The organism is Streptococcus sp. SS4 (assembly GCF_030440125.1).
In the GTDB taxonomy this organism is placed as follows: Bacteria; Bacillota; Bacilli; order Lactobacillales; family Streptococcaceae; genus Streptococcus.
On the sequence record NZ_JAQFJM010000001.1, the window covers coordinates 224,306 to 242,275 of the forward strand.

Here is a 17,970-nt window from a genome sequence, read left to right on the forward strand (position 1 = left end):
TAGGTCCTCCTCTAGTTTATCAGTTTATCTTTACATTAAGCGTATTCTTGAAGTTCAGGGTTAATCGGTGTTTGTGCGAGATTGTTAGCGTAGTTACACAAGCTAGCAAGGCTGACACCCAAGATAACGTCAAGGGCATTTTGAGCAGTATAACCAGCTTCCAAGAAGTCATTGTAGGCTTCGTCACCAACAGCACCTTTGGTATTAATCACGGCAATAGTGAATTTCGCAAGGGTATCAAGTTTTGGATCGTCTTCGATTGGTGTACGGTTACGAAGGGCTTCCAAAAGTTGAGGTGTCATTTGGATTTGCTTGATTGAAAAGGCTGTGTGACCTGCCACACAGAAGGCACATCCATTAGTAACAGCAGCTGTAATTTGAACAACCTCACGTTCAGTTGGTGTCAATGAATTGCGACGGTTGATTTCACCGACAGTACGGTAAGTTTCAAGCGCAGTTGGCGCATTAGCAAGGAGACCAATCAAGTTTGGAATGTATCCCCCATTGGCATCTTTGACTGTTTGAAGGACGTCTTTGACTTCTTCTGGTGCAGTTTCGATTGTATGAATGGTAATATCTGGCATGATTATTCTCCTTTAGATAGAAACGACATCTAGCAAGTTGCTGAGTCGTTTAATTTTTTGTCATGGACCTATGATAGCACTGTATGACTTTTCTGAAAAATCTATATTATTTATGGCCAGCCATAAATTTAATTTATATGTGCTATAATGGAGGGTAGTAAAAGGCTTTTGAAGGTATGTTTAAGCCCCATAAAAGTAAAGAAAGTTGAATTATGTTAAATAAAAACGCTATTGTAGAAGTTGAAATTGTCGATTTGACACATGAAGGAGCAGGTGTTGCCAAGGTGGACGGCTTTGTCTTTTTCGTGGATAATGCCCTTCCAGGTGAAGTCATCAAGATGCGCGTGCTTAAGCTCAAGAAAAATATCGGCTTTGGTAAGGTTGAGGATTATGTGACCCTTTCACCAAATCGTAATCAGGATATTGATGCGACCTACCTCCGTTCAGGGATTGCTGATTTTGGCCATATGACCTACGAGGAGCAGCTCAAGTTCAAGCGTAAACAAGTTGTGGACAACCTCTATAAGACAGCAGGTATCTCAGACGTAGAGGTCGCTGAAACATTGGGGATGGAGACGCCTTACGCCTACCGTAATAAGGCGCAAGTGCCCGTTCGCCGTGTTAAAGGTCAGCTTGAAACAGGTTTCTACCGCAAGAATTCTCACGACTTGATTCCAATTGAAGATTTCCTCATCCAAGACAAGGAAATTGATAAACTCATTGTCTTTGTCCGTGATCTTCTTCGCCGCTATGACCTCAAACCTTATGATGAGAAGGAGCAGACAGGGTTAATTCGTCATTTGGTGGTTCGTCGTGGCCACTATTCAGGTCAGATGATGCTGGTCTTTGTAACGACTAGACCAAAAATTTTCCGTATTGACCAAGTCATTGCTAAGATTACGGAAGCCTTCCCAAATGTTGTTTCTATCATCCAAAACATCAACGATAAGAACACTAACGCCATCTTTGGCAAGGAGTTCCGCACCCTTTATGGCCAAGACACTATCACAGACAGTATGTTGGGCAATGACTATGAGATATCTGCCCAGTCTTTCTATCAGGTTAACACCGAGATGGCTGAAAAACTCTATCAAACAGCCATTGACTTCTCAGATCTAAACAGCGACAGCATTGTAATTGATGCCTATTCAGGAATCGGGACAATCGGTTTGTCATTTGCAAAACAGGTCAAGGAAGTCTACGGCGTTGAAGTCATCGAAACAGCCGTCGAAGATGCCAAGAAAAATGCAGAACGCAACGGCATTACAAATGCCCACTATGTGGCTGACTCAGCTGAAAATACCATGGCCAAGTGGAGCAAGGATGGCATCAAACCAGATATTATCATTGTGGACCCACCACGCAAGGGCTTGACAGAAAGCTTCATCAAAGCCAGCGTCGCCATGCAATCTGAGAAGATTACCTACGTCTCATGTAACCCAGCAACCATGGCGCGTGATATCAAACGCTATCAAGAATTGGGCTATGAATTGAAAAAAGTACAGCCAGTGGATCTTTTTCCGCAAACGCATCATGTAGAGTGTGTGAGTTTATTGGTAAAACGCAGTTAAACATCTCGCTTTTACATTTCAAGGCGAGATGCTTCAAAGCTCCACTGGAGCTTTGAACTCCCACAGACGCATCATGTTGAGGCAGTATCACTTTTGTCCAAACTCGATGTCGATAAGCATATAGACGTTGAAATTGAGCTGGATGAGCTTGATTTGACCAGTGCTGAAAGTAAGGCAACATATGCTCAAATCAAAGAATATGTTTGGAATAAATTTGAATTATAAGTTCCGACATTATATATTGCACAGATAAAAAGGAAATGTGGAATAGAATTACGAGAACATTACAACAAGTCTAAAAAGGAGAAACAAATTATTCCACAGTGTACACCTGAAAAAGAAGAAGCTATCATGGATGCCTTGAGACACTTCAAAATGATTGAATAGAAAAGAATGACAGCATATGACTTTCTGCATTTATGACATTCCTACTTGGTATAGGAACAGCTATTATTCCTTTCTTGCAAGGTATCAATGAGAAAATAGGCTCAATATAAAGATTGATAGGATCATTTTTATATTTAAAGGAGCGTTGAAATGATTGATAAAAGCAATAAAAAATTTTGGGATAAATTTGCTAAGCTATATGCTCCTTTCATGAAAAAAGACAAAGGAGTATATGATAAAGTTTGCGAATACATTCGTCCTCATTTGAATAAAGACATGGAGGTGCTTGAACTTGCTTGTGGCTCAGGACAATTATCGTTTAATCTTTCAAAGCATACGAAAAGTTGGATTGGCACAGATTTTTCCGAACAAATGATTAAGGAAGCTAAAAAGCGTGGGGAATACGAAAATCTTACATTTGAAACAGCCGATGCAGTAGCATTATCCTATTCGCATGAAAAATTTGATTGTGTGTTAATTGCTAATGCACTTCATATTATGCCTAAACCGGATGAGGCGATGAAAGAAATATATAGGGTGTTAAAACCTAATGGGACTTTGTTCGCCCCCACTTTTCTATGGAAAGAGGGAAAACAAAGAAAAATGATAAAAAGTTTGATGTCTATTTTAGGATTTAAGATGTATCAAGAATGGGATAAAAAGGAATTTGAAGATTTTATTAAAGAATATGGATTTTCAGTAGTTGAAATGAAATTGGCACATGGAGGTCTTGCACCGATTGGTGTGATGATTGCTCAAAAAGTGGCTTAACAGATTCTATTCTTATGATTTAAAAAATTTCATCAAAATGGTAACCAAAGGCGATAGAAAAACTATCGTCTCAGAACGTAGACAAACCCTACTAGGAATAGAAAAATTGTCATTTTGTCGGTTGGGTACCACTTAGCGAAAACTCTTAGGAATGCTGTTTTAGCGCTATTCTTAAGAGTTTTTCTCTTTTTCTAGTAAAAGAAAAAGACTGAAGAAAATTGGGCACTGCACCCATAAAATGAGACAAAAGAAAACACTCCTGTTGAAATCTGGTAAACTAGAAACAGGAGTGTTTTGTTATGGTCAAAAAAGCATATTCAGTAGAAACTAAGCTAGCCTGTATCGAAATGAAGAAGGCAGGTAAATCAAATAAAGTTATCATGGACACCCTCGGCATCAAAAATGTTAGTCAGGTCAAGACTTGGTGGCAATGGTATCAGAATGATGAATTGTACCGTTTCCACCAACCTGTGGGGAAACAATATACTTATGGTAAAGGGATGAAACAGTTATCCAAAGTAGAACAGTTACGTTTGCAGGTAGAATTACTAAAAAAGTATCAGAGCTTGGTAAGAGAATCGACAAAGTAAGTCTTATCAAGCTAGTGGAAGAGTATAAGAAAACGTTCCCTGTATCGATTATTTTAGAATGTTTCGGCGTCAAACGCTCAACCTTTTACCGCTGGAAACAGGAGTGTAAGAATTCTCAGAAAAGAGATGAAATAGCAGATAAAATCGAACAACTCTGTATGAAAAATCACTTTATTTACGGCTATCGAACTATTACTCGCTTGCTCAAAAAAGTGTATAAGCTCGTCGTTAATCGCAAGAAAGTCTATCGCATCATGAAGGAAAAGGGCTGCCTTTGCCGTGTTCGTCCCAAGAAGGGACCTAAATTAGGGAAGCCTTACCATGTAACAGACAATAAGATGGATCGTGATTTCCAGGCAGACAAGCCTATGGAGAAACTTGTCACAGACATCACCTACCTCTATTTTGAAAACTGTAGACTTTATCTATCTTCGATCATGGATCTCTATAATCGTGAAATTGTAGCTTATACCATCTCCGAGTGCCAAGATACGGACTTCGTGCTCGACACACTTAATCAACTTGAGCTACCTCAAGGAGCACTTTTACACAGCGACCAGGGCTCTGTCTACACCTCAAAAGCCTACTATCAGGCTTGTACAGAAAAAGGCATCACCCGCTCCATGTCCCGAAAAGGAACACCAGCAGATAATGCCTGTATCGAATGGTTCCATTCTGTTCTCAAGTCTGAAACCCTTCTATCTCCATAAGTGGAGAAACCTAACTAAAGATAGTATAACAGATATTGTTAAAAATTACATCATATTTTATAATGAAACTAGAATTCAACAGAAATTAAATGACCAGTCTCCTGTAGAGTACAGAAAACTAGTCGCATAAGAGGTTTTTCTCTTGTCCCATTATTGGGGTGCAGTGCCCCTTGGTGACAGGGCTTTTTTACTGGTTTCAAAACTATAATTTTTTAATTGACAGTTTGTCAGTAAAGTAGTATAACTTATAATCAGGAGGGATAAAATGCGAGATGTAAAAGATCCGGAAATTCGACGGGCAGAGATTATGGATGCTGCTATGCTCCTCTTTATGGAGAAAGGATATACGAACACAACAACTCAGGATATAGTTGATAAAGTAAATATATCACGAGGTTTGTTATATTATCATTTTAAGAATAAAGAAGATATTCTATATTGTCTTGTTGAACGTTATTCAGAGAAATTACTGAGAGATATTCATGTGATTGTCTATGATGAGGATAAAACTGCTATTGAAAAAATAAGAGCCTTTATAGATGCCACAATAATCTCTACAGATAACGTTTCAGCGGAGGGAACTGAGTTACAAAAGACGGTTGATCTTGAAGAGAATCGTTATATGTTAGATAAGTTATCCCATAAGCTCATTGAAAAACTGACTATATATTTTGAGAGGATAATAAATCAAGGCATCTCAGAAAAAGTATTTTCTGTAAAATATCCATCAGAAACAGCAGAATTTCTGATGACAGCCTATGTTTTTGTTTCAAATAACATAGGTATAAAAACTTCAAAGAAAGAACCTGTCAAAGATTACTTGAATGCATTTAAGATAATGCTGGAACAAAATCTAAATACAAAAGGACTCTTTAGCAATTAAAAAAAATAGAATGTTTGTAAAGAGAACTATGTACCGATAGCTAAATCAAAACAAGCTATCGGTATTATTTCAAAATATAACTGACAAATTGTCAATAGAGGTGAAAATATGTTAGAGATAAAGAATTTTAGTAAAAGTTATGGGGACAAGAAGGTTGTGGATAACCTATCTATTTCAGTACAGCCTGGAGATATTTATGGTTTTATTGGAGCAAATGGTGCAGGCAAAACGACAACGATAAAGGCAGTTGTCGGTATCCATGATTTTGAAGACGGAAGTATAATTATCAACGGTCATTCTATTAAAGAAGAACCTGTTATTTGTAAAAAAATGATGGCGTATATCCCAGATAATCCAGATTTGTATGAACATATGACAGGACTTCAATATATTAATTTTATTGCTGACTTGTTTGAAATTCCTACAAAAATACGCAAGGAGAGAATACAAAAATACGGTGATTTATTTGATATGACTGATCATCTTTCGGGGATTATTTCTTCATATTCACATGGAATGAAGCAACGAACAGCCATTATTTCTGCACTTGTACATTCTCCCAAACTGTTGATTTTAGATGAACCTTTTGTTGGGCTAGATCCCAAAGCAACTTTCCTACTAAAGAAAATTATGCATGAGTGTGTTTCAGATGGAGGTGCTATTTTCTTTTCAACCCATGTATTGGATGTTGCGGAAAAATTATGTAATAAGATTGCCATTATCAAAAATGGAAAGTTAATTGCAAGTGGCAATACAGGAGACGTCAAAGGTGATGAATCATTGGAGGCATTTTTCATGGAGGTGCAGAACAATGAGTAACATTTGGATACTGCTTAAAGCGCAATTGATTAATTTCTTTCCTATTAACGAGATTAGAGATTCACGAAATAAAAAACAAAGTTCAATGGCTATTGCGAGTTTTGGCATAATAACTCTTTCCTTATTTTGCTTTGTTTATAATATAATAACAGCGAAAACATTGGTACACGTCGGACAGCAGAACTTGATTCCAGCATATATGGTATCTGTCTCAAGTTTTTCAATATTATTTTTGACAGTATTTTATTCGAATGGCATTTTATTTGGCAGTCGAGATATGGAAATTCTCCAATCCTTACCTGTTAAAAGTTCGTATATTATCACCAGCAAGTTCATGTTTATGTACTTATTGAATTTTTTAATAGGCTTGATGTTTATGCTTCCGGGTGGAATTATATGGGGCTTTAACGGAAGTTTAAACCTCCTACAGATTATATTGTATTTTACTTCTATAATTTTTGCCCCTTTGATCCCCATGTGTATAGCGGCATGCATGGGACTCGTTATTGTTGTCGCTTCATCTTTTTTTAAAAGAAAAAATGTTATCTCTCTTATTTTTTCATTTGCGATGCTAGGTATAATTGGATATTTTGCATTATCAGCTTTGCAATCAGGTGATGAAAGTAGTATTGGGGTTACTCTGGCTAAGCAAATTACTGGACTGTATCCAATTTCTAGACTATTTATGTCATACTACAATTTTCCAATGTACTATGGGATGGGATTTTATATAGTTCTTTCAATAGTCGTCTTTTATCTATTTGTCAAAATTGCTTCGTTGAAGTATGGACTACTTAATACACTTGCCAATACAAAATCAAGTTATGCTAATGACAAAGTATCTTATGAAAGAAAATCGGTATTTTTTTCCTTGTATCAAAAAGAGCTTGGACGATTTTTAAGTTCTTATATGGCAGTCTTGAATGCTGGGCTTGGAGTGATTCTTTTATGTGTCTTTAGTATATGTTTCCTGTTTAATTCTGTCGGTCAAATAGGAAATTCAGCAGGAATTGAAAATATAAATGAGTATCTTTCAAACTTAGCTCCCGTCTTTATTGCATCTATGCTTTCACTCAGTTGTCCAGCAGCTTCATCTATATCTTTAGAAGGTAAAAATATTTGGATTTTGAAAAGTTCTCCAGTTGAAGTGAAAACGATTTTAAATGCTAAGATAGCTGTCAACCTTACACTTCATTTGATTGGATATATGATTTCTGTATCTGTATTTATGCTGAAACTTGATATGAGTCCTATTCAAGTTATGAATCTAGTTATTGTTCCTATATGTTACTCCCTTTTTATAATGGTAATCGGAATTTCATTAAATAAAATATATCCTAACTATGATTGGGACAGTGAGATGATAGTCGTCAAACAAAGTCTACCTGTTATTGTGACTGGAATTATTGGTATGATTGTACTTATTACGCCTATTTTGCTTAATTGGGTGTTAAATATTCCGATTACATTTGTTTTGCAGGTAGTATCAGTAGTTTTATTGGTTATTACAATGGTTGTTTATATAACAATGAGCAAGTCGAATTTTATCTAGTTAAAGGAGGAAAATAAGATGAAAAACAGACTGACAAAAGATATTTTGGTGTTGCTAGGGATGACAGTCATAATGGTTGTTATTTGTAGTTTTCTCCCAGAGGAAGTTCCTATCCATTTCAATGCAAAAGGTGTTGCAGATATGTTTGCAAATAAATACTATCTTCTACTAGCTACAGTCATCCCCTATTCTGCGTATTGGAAGTTTGTTAGGGAAAGTGATAGTAAAAAGATTAAATGAAACACCATCTATATTTACAAATTGCATCAAAATTAAGAACGACTATTTTAAGAGGTGATTATGCACCTGAACAACAAATTCCTTCAATAAGGAGATTAGCAGAAAACGAGAAGTGTAATCCGGCAACTGTCCAAAAAGCAATGAAAGTTCTCGAAGAACAGAATTTGGTTATTAGCTGTGGAACATTAGGATATTTTGTCATAGCAAGCGAGCAAGAAATAAAGGAGTTAAGATATCAAGAATCTAACAAGCTAGTGAAAATTTTGTTTGAAAAACTTGGTGAGCTAGGCTTTTCAGAAGATGAGATTGTCAATTTATTTTTTAGAAAAGATGCTTAGAAGAAGTTGAATGGAAATATATTAGGATTATTTGTGAAAGTATAGAAAAGCCTTGATTTTAAGGCTTTTTTGTTTTTTGTGATAGAATATAGGTAGTTATAATCGAGAGCAACTAAGAAGCAGTAAAAATATTACTCATTAAATAATCAAGCTAGCGTAGACGAACTGGATAGGTTACTAGTGAAAACTGCAAAAAGTGTTGTGAAATGAATCGGAGAGTGCTTGATGAATTTTAGTAGTAAGATAGCCATAAATAAAGGCTGGTCAGATGATAAAAAATATTATGTGACAGATCAAAATCAGCAAAAATATTTCTTGCGTGTTTCTGATAAGGAGAAGTTAGATTCTAAAAGATTTGAATTTGATATGATGGAGAAAGTAGCTTCTCTTGGAGTTCCGATGTGTAAACCGATTAGCATAGAACTCTGCGATGACGAAGTACATTCTTTACATGAATGGATAGACGGAAAAGATGCTCGAGAAACCATTTTAACTTATTCGAAAGAACAACAATATACTTATGGAGTAGAAGCAGGAAGAATCCTTCAAAAAATTCATTCACTCCCTGTTACAGAAGTTCGTGAAGATTGGGAGGTCTTTTATAATCGAAAAATTGATGACAAAATCTCCAAATACAAAGAATGTCCCGTTCAATATGAAAATGGTCAGATTTTTATTGATTTTTTAAATGCAAATCGAGAATTGTTAAAAGATAGACCTCAGGTTTTCCAACATGGAGATTATCATATCGGGAATTTCATGATTGGTGAAGATCGTAAAATTTATGTCATTGACTTTGATAGATTTGATTTTGGAGATCCTTGGGAGGAATTCAATCGAATTGTATGGTCTGCTCAAGTCTCTCCCTCTTTTGCGTCAGGTATAATAGATGGATATTTTGATTATAAGGTTCCGGATTTATTTTGGAAGCTTCTCGCTATCTATATTCTAAATAATATAGTTGGTGCTTTGCCATGGTCTGTTCCTTACGGAATCGAAGAAATAGCAGTAATGCAAAATCAAGCTAAGGAAATTTTAGAATGGTATGATGGTATGAAGCAAATCATTCCTAGTTGGTACTTGAACAAGAAGACTGAATAATATAAACGTTGGAATTTCAATTTGGGGAAAAGCATATTACGATTACTTGATAATATTATTTCGAATTTAAATCACTATAAATACTTGTACAGAATTTAGTAGTTTCAGATTTTGAAACTTAGAATATTCTGAGGGGTAAAATTGCATGAAAGAATATATTTTAAGTTTGGAAAAAGAATTTTCTTTAATAGAAAATGGGTTTAAAGTAGAAGAGAATAGAGCACTTGTTGATTATAAATCAAACGACAATGCATATAATAAAGAGTTAGCATTTTTAGCCTTTAAATCAAATGTATACCAAGTTAGAATGTTCAGTGTATTTCTCTTTGGTTATTTATCATCAGATGAAGAAATCTTGAGATTTATGCGAGATGAAGTTTCTAAAGATGATAATTGGAGAGTTCAGGAAGTATTAGCAAAGGCATTTGATGAATTTTGTAAGCAAACAGGCTATGAAAAATCCCTTCCAATTATTGATGAATGGTTAATAAATAATAATCCTAATACAAGGAGAGCAGTAACAGAAGGATTAAGAATATGGACAAGCAGACCATATTTTAAAGATAATCCAAACGAAGCTATCAGACGAATTGCAGCATTAAAAGATGATTCCAGTGAATATGTTAGAAAATCAGTTGGCAATTCTTTGAGGGATATTAGCAAAAAATTTCCAGAGTTGATTAAAATTGAGCTTGATGGTTGGGATATTAATAGTAAAGAGATTCAAAAAGTTTACAAGTTAGCAAGTAAATTTATTAAGTGACAATTATCAGCTATAAAGTTTGAAAAATGCCTAACTATAAAATATTTTCATTCTATAGTATAATTTTAAACAACAACTCAATCACTTTCGTTCTATAATATAGAAGTTTGCTAGCACCACACGTCGAATGTGTAAGCTTGTTAGTGAAACGTAGCTAATCCTCAAAAGGTTCTTCGAACCTTTTGAGTCCACAAACGCATCACGTTGAGTGTGTGGCATTGCTTGTGAGAGCTGAGGCATCAGCGAAGTAGAAATAGATGTTCGGCCCATGAATTGTACACCCAAGAAAACGAGTAAGGTGAAGTGTGATTAGCTGCGTGCTAGTGCAAAAGGAATGCCCAACATATTAATCTAATATAAGTATTAAAACGGTGTAGACAAATGCAAATTTTGGAGGTATAGATTATGGCTTCAAGTAAAGAGTATTTAGATTTCATTTTAGAACAACTATCTGAGTTGGAAGAAATAACATATAAAGCAATGATGGGTGAATATATTATTTATTATCGCGGGAAAATTGTTGGTGGGATTTATGATGATAGGTTTTTAGTGAAGCCTGTTAAATCTGCAATAGCATATATGCCAAATGCAAAATATGAGTTGCCGTATGATGGAGCAAAGGAAATGCTATTGGTAGATGATGTTGACAACAAAGAATTTTTAACCGGCTTATTCAATTCAATTTATGATGAGTTACCTGCACCAAAACCGAAGAAAAAGAAATAATCAAATTCGAATTTGTGGAGAGGATTTGAATGAAAAATGCCGTTATATATGTTCATGGTAAGGGTGGTAATGCAGAAGAAGCTAATCACTATAAACAATTTTTGATGACAGCTTTGAAATCATTGGATTTGATTACAAATCATTGAACCCGTGGGATGCTAAAATCGAGTTTATAAATTATTTGCGAAACAATAATAACAATAAATATTTTAAGAAGTGGGTTGTTGATGGAAATACTAGAGGTTATGGAAAACAGGAAAAATTATATTGAGTTGCTATTATTGGCAGATGAGCAGGAGGATATGATAGACCGTTATATTGATAAGGGTAAAATGTATGTACTTGATGATAATGGTATTAAATGTGAGTGTGTTGTAATCGATGTGGGAAATGGCGTACTTGAAATTAAGAATATTGCGACAGTGCCGGAATATCAAGGCAAAGGTTACGCGAAAGCCATGATTGATTTTATTATCACGAAATACAGAGAAGAGTATTCTACTCTGCAGGTAGGAACGGGCGATAGTCCAATGACGATTCCGTTTTATGAAAAGTGTGGGTTTGTGCGATCACATATCGCCCCGAACTTCTTTACAGACAATTATGACCATCCAATATATGAAGGTGGCATTCAGTTGGTAGACATGGTTTATTTGCGGAGATCTTTCTAAATCCCAGTTTGTCTAACTGAATATTAAACTGTTTAAGACACTTACTTATTTCGAAGACGGGAAATGCTAAGGATGTGGATATGTTTCCAATGACTGCGCATGTTGAGGCGGTAAGTTTGCTAGTCAAGGAGTAAAACGACGAAGATTAGCATTTACTTCCGCCCATGCGATAGCTGTCCGTGATTGACAAGTGCTAGCACGCAGACAGAACGGAGATAGCGAACCGCTGAGTGTGTCGCTCTGCTCGTAAAAGCTTAGAAACCTTTGAACGAAAGGGATAATGAAAGCCTTGATTGCAAGGCTTTTTGCTTTATGGTGGGTAAGTATCAGAGTGAGAAAATTTTTGGAATGAGTAGAAGTGATAGCTAGAAATTATCAGATTCTATTTCCATTTACCCTGTGGGTACGTGTTTGTTTCCATTGACAAGGAGTTTGTGGGAATAGAAATGTACCCACCTTGTTTGAATCAAGTGAAGTGTAGTTGAAGGAAATCTGTTGAAAGCAATACTTCATTTTACCGAATAAGTAATAATTTAGGCAACTTCAAATCGATTAAAAAAAACTATTTTAAAGGTTAAGAGTAGACAAAAATTGTCCACTCTTTTTTGCAAACTCAATTTATCAATAAATGAAATGAGGGAATGTAAAATGAAATATTTTGAGGTTGAGTTAGAAAATCCTGATGAATTTTTAAAACTACAAACAGAAGATTTTGTGAAAGCTAATCGCTTGCTACTAAGGAAGATAATCCAGAGCGTTACAGTCTATGAAGAAAACTTCGTCATATCCTTTAAATCTGGCATCGAATTGGAAGTATGAGTCTCATTCCATAACTTTTATATTGAACATATCATCTTGTTGTGTTATACTATAAATTGATATAAACAAAGATGTAGGAGGAACCGAAACTATGACAGCCTCAATGCGTTTAAGATAAGCTGGCAATAAAAAAAGCAGAATCTATACCCGATGATAGGCTTTTTTGTTGTGCTTATTTATACGATATTGAGCATTCATTAGTTACGGTGAGGATATTGGTTATTTAACTATACCTTTATTTAACTATGTCTTTAATATGAATGTTTCCAAATTGTATGTATGCAGACCAAAAGCCACATTGTGGGGTTTGGCCTGCATTTTTTATTGCCTAGAATGCTATTCAAAATAGAAATTCAAGCAAAATAATATGCAGGAGATAATATAAATGGAAAAATACAACAATTGGAAACGAAAATTTTATGCAATATGGGCAGGGCAAGCAGTATCATTAATCACTAGTGCCATCCTGCAAATGGCGATTATTTTTTACCTTACAGAAAAAACAGGATCTGCGATGGTCTTGTCTATGGCTTCATTAGTAGGTTTTTTACCCTATGCGATTTTGGGACCTGCCATTGGTGTGCTAGTGGATCGTCATGATAGGAAGAAGATAATGATTGGTGCCGATTTAATTATCGCAGCAGCTGGTGCAGTGCTTGCTATTGTTGCATTCTGTATGGAGCTACCTGTCTGGATGATTATGATAGTATTGTTTATCCGTAGCATTGGAACAGCTTTTCATACCCCAGCACTCAATGCGGTTACACCACTTTTAGTACCAGAAGAACAGCTAACGAAATGCGCAGGCTATAGTCAGTCTTTGCAGTCTATAAGCTATATTGTTAGTCCGGCAGTTGCAGCACTCTTATACTCCGTTTGGGATTTAAATGCTATTATTGCCATCGACGTATTGGGTGCTGTGATTGCATCTATTACGGTAGCAATTGTACGTATACCTAAGCTGGGTAATCAAGTGCAAAGTTTAGAACCAAATTTCATAAGGGAGATGAAAGAAGGAGTTGTGGTTCTGAGACAAAACAAAGGATTGTTTGCCTTATTACTCTTAGGAACACTATATACTTTTGTTTATATGCCAATCAATGCACTATTTCCTTTAATAAGCATGGAACACTTTAATGGAACGCCTGTGCATATTTCTATTACGGAAATTTCCTTTGCATTTGGGATGCTAGCAGGAGGCTTATTATTAGGAAGATTAGGGGGCTTCGAAAAGCATGTATTACTAATAACAAGTTCATTTTTTATAATGGGGACCAGTTTAGCCGTTTCGGGAATACTTCCTCCAAATGGATTTGTAATATTCGTAGTTTGCTGTGCAATAATGGGGCTTTCGGTGCCATTTTATAGCGGTGTGCAAACAGCTCTTTTTCAGGAGAAAATTAAGCCTGAATATTTAGGACGTGTATTTTCTTTGATCGGAAGTATCATGTCACTTGCTATGCCAATTGGGTTAATTCTTTCTGGATTCTTTGCTGATAAAATCGGTGTAAATCATTGGTTTTTACTATCAGGTATTTTAATTATTGGCATTGCTATAGTTTGCCAAATGATAACTGAGGTTAGAAAATTAGATTTAAAATAAACAATATTGGAGGAATATTTATGTATCTTATTTTCATGTAACTCTTCCTGCTAAAATCGCAGGGTTTTCCCTGCATACAAGCAAATGAAAGCATGCGATTATAGACAGGAGGAAATGTTATGGAATTAATATTAAAAGCAAAAGACATTCGTGTGGAATTCAAAGGACGCGATGTTTTAGATATAAATGAATTAGAAGTATATGATTATGACCGTATTGGTTTAGTAGGAGCAAATGGTGCTGGAAAAAGCACTTTACTCAGGGTACTTTTAGGAGAATTAACTCCCCCAGGATGTAAAATGAATCGTCTGGGTGAACTTGCCTATATTCCCCAGTTGGACGAAGTAACTCTGCAGGAGGAAAAAGATTTTGCACTTGTAGGCAAGCTAGGTGTTGAGCAATTAAATATACAGACTATGAGCGGTGGTGAAGAAACAAGGCTTAAAATAGCACAGGCCTTATCGGCACAGGTTCATGGTATTTTAGCGGATGAACCTACGAGCCATTTAGACCGTGAAGGAATTGATTTTCTAATAGGACAGCTAAAATATTTTACAGGTGCACTGTTAGTTATTAGCCATGACCGCTATTTTCTTGATGAAATAGTAGATAAAATATGGGAACTGAAAGATGGCAAAATCACTGAGTATTGGGGAAACTATTCTGATTATCTTCGTCAGAAAGAGGAAGAACGTAAGAGCCAAGCTGCAGAATACGAACAATTTATTGCGGAACGTGCCCGATTGGAAAGGGCTGCGGAGGAAAAGCGAAAACAGGCTCGTAAAATAGAACAGAAGGCAAAAGGTTCTTCAAAGAAAAAAAGTACTGAAGACGGAGGGCGTTTAGCTCATCAAAAATCAATAGGAAGTAAGGAAAAAAAGATGTATAATGCTGCTAAAACCCTAGAGCACAGGATTGCGGCCTTAGGAAAAGTAGAAGCTCCGGAAGGCATTCGCAGAATTCGTTTCAGGCAAAGTAAAGCATTGGAGCTCCATAATCCATACCCTATAGTCGGTGCAGAAATTAATAAAGTATTTGGGGATAAGGCTCTGTTTGAAAATGCATCTTTTCAAATTCCGTTAGGAGCAAAAGTGGCGTTAACTGGTGGTAATGGAATCGGAAAAACAACTTTAATCCAAATGATCTTAAACCATGAAGAAGGAATTTCTATTTCGCCTAAGGCAAAAATAGGTTACTTTGCACAGAATGGTTACAAGTACAACAGTAATCAGAATGTTATGGAGTTTATGCAGAAGGATTGTGACTACAATATATCAGAAATTCGTTCAGTGCTAGCATCTATGGGGTTCAAACAGAACGATATTGGAAAAAGTTTATCTGTTTTAAGCGGTGGAGAAATTATAAAATTGTTGCTTGCTAAAATGCTCATGGGTAGATATAACATCCTAATAATGGATGAACCCAGTAACTTCCTTGACATACCAAGTTTAGAGGCTTTGGAAATACTAATGAAGGAGTACACCGGAACTATCGTGTTTATCACCCACGATAAACGATTACTCGAAAATGTAGCAGATGTAGTTTATGAAATTAGAGATAAGAAAATAAATCTGAAACATTAAATTTAAGGTAGTCGCTGGTCAGTATAGTCTGTTCTGGTTGGCGACTCCATTGTTAAAGAGTATAAAGACTTTAGATTTTATGAATATTAAAAATAGGAACAGTCAATTGAACTGCTCCTATTTTTCTGCTAAATATATTGTAGTTTTCTTATATGTATAATGATAGATTAGCGGATTCTCATCTACGGTACTTACTTCAAATATGAAGAAGTGATCGCGGTTATCTCTGGACTTTTCCTTATTGAGGACAAAGTAATTCTTACGTGAAGTCGCCATTGTTTTTAGGATATCATCAGTTAGGAAGGTCAATGGAATATTCATGTTAGAGTAGCGGTAGAAGTCACGTTCAAAATCTTGGTAGCTCTCGCTATAATAGTCCATTTGTAGGTGATTACGCTGAAACTCAAGCTGATTCATAGAGCACCTCCTCGACAAGTTCAATACTAATAATGTCTTTTAATTTCAAATTGATGTGACCTGTTGTAGTTTTTATCAAAATGAAATCTTTGGTCAGACTTGGTATTGTTCCAGTGTAGGAAACACGCTTGTTTTTTTCAATCACTTGAATGCGTGTGCGTAGCTGCCCGGCGTATACTTGACTGAGGAGTAATAATTTCTTCTCTAGTGATAAGTCAGACATGTACGTTACTTTGTTTGTATCATCAGAGAGTGCTGATGCATGTTCAGATAGGAAAAAGCCCATCCATTTTTGCATCTTTGTATCCTGGTACTCTCTTGCTGATTGAAATGGTAAATATGAACGGTCAATCATATCAAATCCTTTCTATGCAGAGGCAAGGGTATTTTTATCAAATTGAATCGTAAAACCTTGAATTCCCCCACCTGTGTAACATTCTTTAAAGCGATTGATTACCTCAGTATAGATTATCACAGATGAGCTTGTTGGCTTAATGCTAAATGTAAATTCCAATGGTAATCGGTTTTCAGATTTAGCATGTACTAGTCGTATCGATATTTCAGTTGTTTTGAGTTTTCTCTGACGAAGTTTTGAAGTTGCTGTTTCAACGATTCCATGTAAAAATCTTTCAAGCATTTCAATATCATTACATCCTTTGCTACGGATTTCTGAAAATTGTACTGTATTTTTTTCTTGTTTCATTTTAATCCCTCCAATCCACCCGCGGAATGACCACCGATAAGTTTACTGCGTTCAATATTTCTGGAACCTTCAGTTAGGACGGTTCCTTTTTGTATGGCTAAAAAACCAAACTGTTCTCTGACAACATCAATAGCTGTCTGAAGTCTATTATCTTTTTCAATTTGTTCTACATCATCAAAGAGTGATAGTAGAGTATAGCTTTCATCTACGAAGCCACTATAAGATACACCAATTTGTCTCACTGCACCAGAGGTGTATTTTTTCGGAATAATACAAGTACATGACTCACCATTGTTTTGGGGAGATTTGCGGGTTCAATTTTATTCTGAGCATTTATAGATTTTTTCATCTCAGTCCTAGAATAGCCAATATGAATAGAAACGACAGTAGTCAATACTAGGGCTACTGTTCCGTTCCACAGTATCATTTAAAAATCATTTTCACACCCTTTCGTCTATTAGTATAGAAGAAAGCTCTCAGCACATGTGGAGTGTATAGCGTTGATACAAAGAGTCAAATCATGAAAAATCCTTCATTTGAAATGATTGTATAAACAGTTGGAATTTAAGGAGAGAAAAATGATTTTAGAAACGGAAAGATTGATTCTTCGCCCATGGGAAGAAAAAGACGCCAATGATTTATTTCAATATGCCAGTAATCCCGAGGTGGGTCCGATTGCAGGTTGGCCAGTACATACAAGCGTTGAAAATAGTAGGGAGATTATAAAAAGTTATCTTTCAGCACCTGAGACATACGCCATTGTTTTAAAAGAAACGATGCAGCCAGTGGGTAGCATAGGACTGATGATTGGCTCTGCAAGTGATAAAGGGATTCCGGATACTGAGGCGGAGATTGGTTACTGGATAGGAGTTCCCTATTGGGGTCAAGGCCTGATACCAGAAGCAGTTCGTGAGATGATGAGACATGGATTTGATGACCTGAATCTGGAGAAATTATGGTGCGGTTATTTTGACGGCAATACAAAGTCGCAGAGAGTTCAGGAAAAATGCGGGTTCCGTTATCGTCATACAAAAGAGAACGTTCCGTGTGCATGGGAAGGTGTTCTTCGTACAGAACACGTAACCTGTCTCTCAAAGGAAGAGTGGATTTCGTTTAAGTAAATCACTGTTTGTGCGAGG

At 36.0% G+C, this 17,970-nt stretch carries 20 protein-coding genes and 2 pseudogenes; 17 read left to right on the forward strand and 5 right to left on the reverse strand.

Features of this window, described 5'->3' with window-relative positions; all coding sequences use genetic code 11:
* Positions 1–35: 35 nt before the first annotated feature.
* Positions 36–584 carry a carboxymuconolactone decarboxylase family protein gene (locus PCY16_RS01080; RefSeq protein WP_037611439.1) on the reverse strand — a complete coding sequence of 183 codons (549 nt, stop codon included), beginning with the start codon at positions 582–584 and terminating at the stop codon, positions 36–38.
* A 212-nt stretch (positions 585–796) separates the two neighbouring features.
* Here PCY16_RS01080 and rlmD point away from each other — a divergent pair, with 212 nt between their 5' ends.
* The 16 genes and pseudogenes from rlmD to msr(D) all read left to right on the forward strand — a co-directional run bounded on the left by rlmD (position 797) and on the right by msr(D) (position 15,711).
* On the forward strand, positions 797–2,155 hold the full coding sequence (gene rlmD, locus PCY16_RS01085) for a 23S rRNA (uracil(1939)-C(5))-methyltransferase RlmD (protein WP_195413823.1): 1,359 nt from the start codon (positions 797–799) through the stop codon (positions 2,153–2,155).
* A 60-nt stretch (positions 2,156–2,215) separates the two neighbouring features.
* Positions 2,216–2,542, forward strand: a pseudogene (locus PCY16_RS01090) (23S rRNA (uracil-5-)-methyltransferase RumA); the annotation flags it as partial.
* A 150-nt stretch (positions 2,543–2,692) separates the two neighbouring features.
* Entirely contained in the window at positions 2,693–3,313 is a 621-nt protein-coding gene (locus PCY16_RS01095; RefSeq protein ID WP_002890480.1) for a class I SAM-dependent methyltransferase, read from the forward strand.
* Positions 3,314–3,612: 299 nt separating this feature from the next.
* Positions 3,613–4,743: pseudogene (locus PCY16_RS01100) on the forward strand (IS3 family transposase).
* Positions 4,744–4,878: 135 nt separating this feature from the next.
* Positions 4,879–5,496 carry a TetR/AcrR family transcriptional regulator gene (locus PCY16_RS01105; protein ID WP_002890483.1) on the forward strand — a complete coding sequence of 206 codons (618 nt, stop codon included), beginning with the start codon at positions 4,879–4,881 and terminating at the stop codon, positions 5,494–5,496.
* Positions 5,497–5,604: 108 nt separating this feature from the next.
* A complete protein-coding gene (locus PCY16_RS01110) occupies positions 5,605–6,315 on the forward strand; it encodes an ABC transporter ATP-binding protein (protein WP_002890485.1) in 711 nt (236 codons plus the stop codon).
* Positions 6,308–7,867 carry a hypothetical protein gene (locus tag PCY16_RS01115; protein ID WP_195413822.1) on the forward strand — a complete coding sequence of 520 codons (1,560 nt, stop codon included), beginning with the start codon at positions 6,308–6,310 and terminating at the stop codon, positions 7,865–7,867. Before PCY16_RS01110 ends, PCY16_RS01115 begins: the two co-directional genes overlap by 8 nt.
* Before the next feature lie 18 nt (positions 7,868–7,885).
* A complete protein-coding gene (locus PCY16_RS01120) occupies positions 7,886–8,107 on the forward strand; it encodes a DUF1648 domain-containing protein (protein WP_049528521.1) in 222 nt (73 codons plus the stop codon).
* Positions 8,104–8,445 (forward strand): GntR family transcriptional regulator, encoded by a 342-nt coding sequence (locus PCY16_RS01125; protein ID WP_049528519.1) that lies wholly within the window; start codon positions 8,104–8,106, stop codon positions 8,443–8,445. Before PCY16_RS01120 ends, PCY16_RS01125 begins: the two co-directional genes overlap by 4 nt.
* A gap of 225 nt (positions 8,446–8,670) precedes the next feature.
* On the forward strand, positions 8,671–9,546 hold the full coding sequence (locus PCY16_RS01130; RefSeq protein WP_049528517.1) for a phosphotransferase: 876 nt from the start codon (positions 8,671–8,673) through the stop codon (positions 9,544–9,546).
* A 145-nt stretch (positions 9,547–9,691) separates the two neighbouring features.
* Positions 9,692–10,309 (forward strand): DNA alkylation repair protein, encoded by a 618-nt coding sequence (locus PCY16_RS01135; RefSeq protein ID WP_049528514.1) that lies wholly within the window; start codon positions 9,692–9,694, stop codon positions 10,307–10,309.
* Between the two features lie 405 nt (positions 10,310–10,714).
* Complete coding sequence (locus PCY16_RS01140; RefSeq protein ID WP_070439264.1) at positions 10,715–11,035, forward strand: TfoX/Sxy family protein; 321 nt, start codon at positions 10,715–10,717, stop codon at positions 11,033–11,035.
* A gap of 227 nt (positions 11,036–11,262) precedes the next feature.
* Complete coding sequence (locus tag PCY16_RS01145; protein WP_049514508.1) at positions 11,263–11,706, forward strand: N-acetyltransferase; 444 nt, start codon at positions 11,263–11,265, stop codon at positions 11,704–11,706.
* Between the two features lie 648 nt (positions 11,707–12,354).
* Positions 12,355–12,525, forward strand: a complete 171-nt coding sequence (locus tag PCY16_RS01150; protein ID WP_000873143.1) for a hypothetical protein — start codon at positions 12,355–12,357, stop codon at positions 12,523–12,525.
* 385 nt (positions 12,526–12,910) lie between these two features.
* A complete protein-coding gene (gene mef(A) / locus PCY16_RS01155; protein WP_000417519.1) occupies positions 12,911–14,128 on the forward strand; it encodes a macrolide efflux MFS transporter Mef(A) in 1,218 nt (405 codons plus the stop codon).
* Between the two features lie 119 nt (positions 14,129–14,247).
* On the forward strand, positions 14,248–15,711 hold the full coding sequence (msr(D), locus tag PCY16_RS01160; protein WP_000420313.1) for an ABC-F type ribosomal protection protein Msr(D): 1,464 nt from the start codon (positions 14,248–14,250) through the stop codon (positions 15,709–15,711).
* A gap of 117 nt (positions 15,712–15,828) precedes the next feature.
* Here the strand turns inward: msr(D) and PCY16_RS01165 are convergent, their stop codons facing one another.
* From PCY16_RS01165 to PCY16_RS01180, 4 genes are read right to left on the reverse strand one after another with little or no spacing between them, the layout of a single operon-like run.
* On the reverse strand, positions 15,829–16,128 hold the full coding sequence (locus PCY16_RS01165) for a DUF5960 family protein (RefSeq protein ID WP_001072467.1): 300 nt from the start codon (positions 16,126–16,128) through the stop codon (positions 15,829–15,831).
* Complete coding sequence (locus PCY16_RS01170) at positions 16,115–16,483, reverse strand: hypothetical protein (protein ID WP_000567222.1); 369 nt, start codon at positions 16,481–16,483, stop codon at positions 16,115–16,117. Before PCY16_RS01170 ends, PCY16_RS01165 begins: the two co-directional genes overlap by 14 nt.
* Before the next feature lie 12 nt (positions 16,484–16,495).
* Positions 16,496–16,831, reverse strand: a complete 336-nt coding sequence (locus tag PCY16_RS01175) for a hypothetical protein (RefSeq protein WP_000806926.1) — start codon at positions 16,829–16,831, stop codon at positions 16,496–16,498.
* On the reverse strand, positions 16,828–17,073 hold the full coding sequence (locus PCY16_RS01180) for a hypothetical protein (RefSeq protein ID WP_001813542.1): 246 nt from the start codon (positions 17,071–17,073) through the stop codon (positions 16,828–16,830). Before PCY16_RS01180 ends, PCY16_RS01175 begins: the two co-directional genes overlap by 4 nt.
* 336 nt (positions 17,074–17,409) lie before the next feature.
* Between PCY16_RS01180 and PCY16_RS01185 the strand changes: the two genes are divergently transcribed.
* Positions 17,410–17,952 (forward strand): GNAT family N-acetyltransferase, encoded by a 543-nt coding sequence (locus PCY16_RS01185; protein ID WP_070460561.1) that lies wholly within the window; start codon positions 17,410–17,412, stop codon positions 17,950–17,952.
* Positions 17,953–17,970 lie beyond the last annotated feature (18 nt).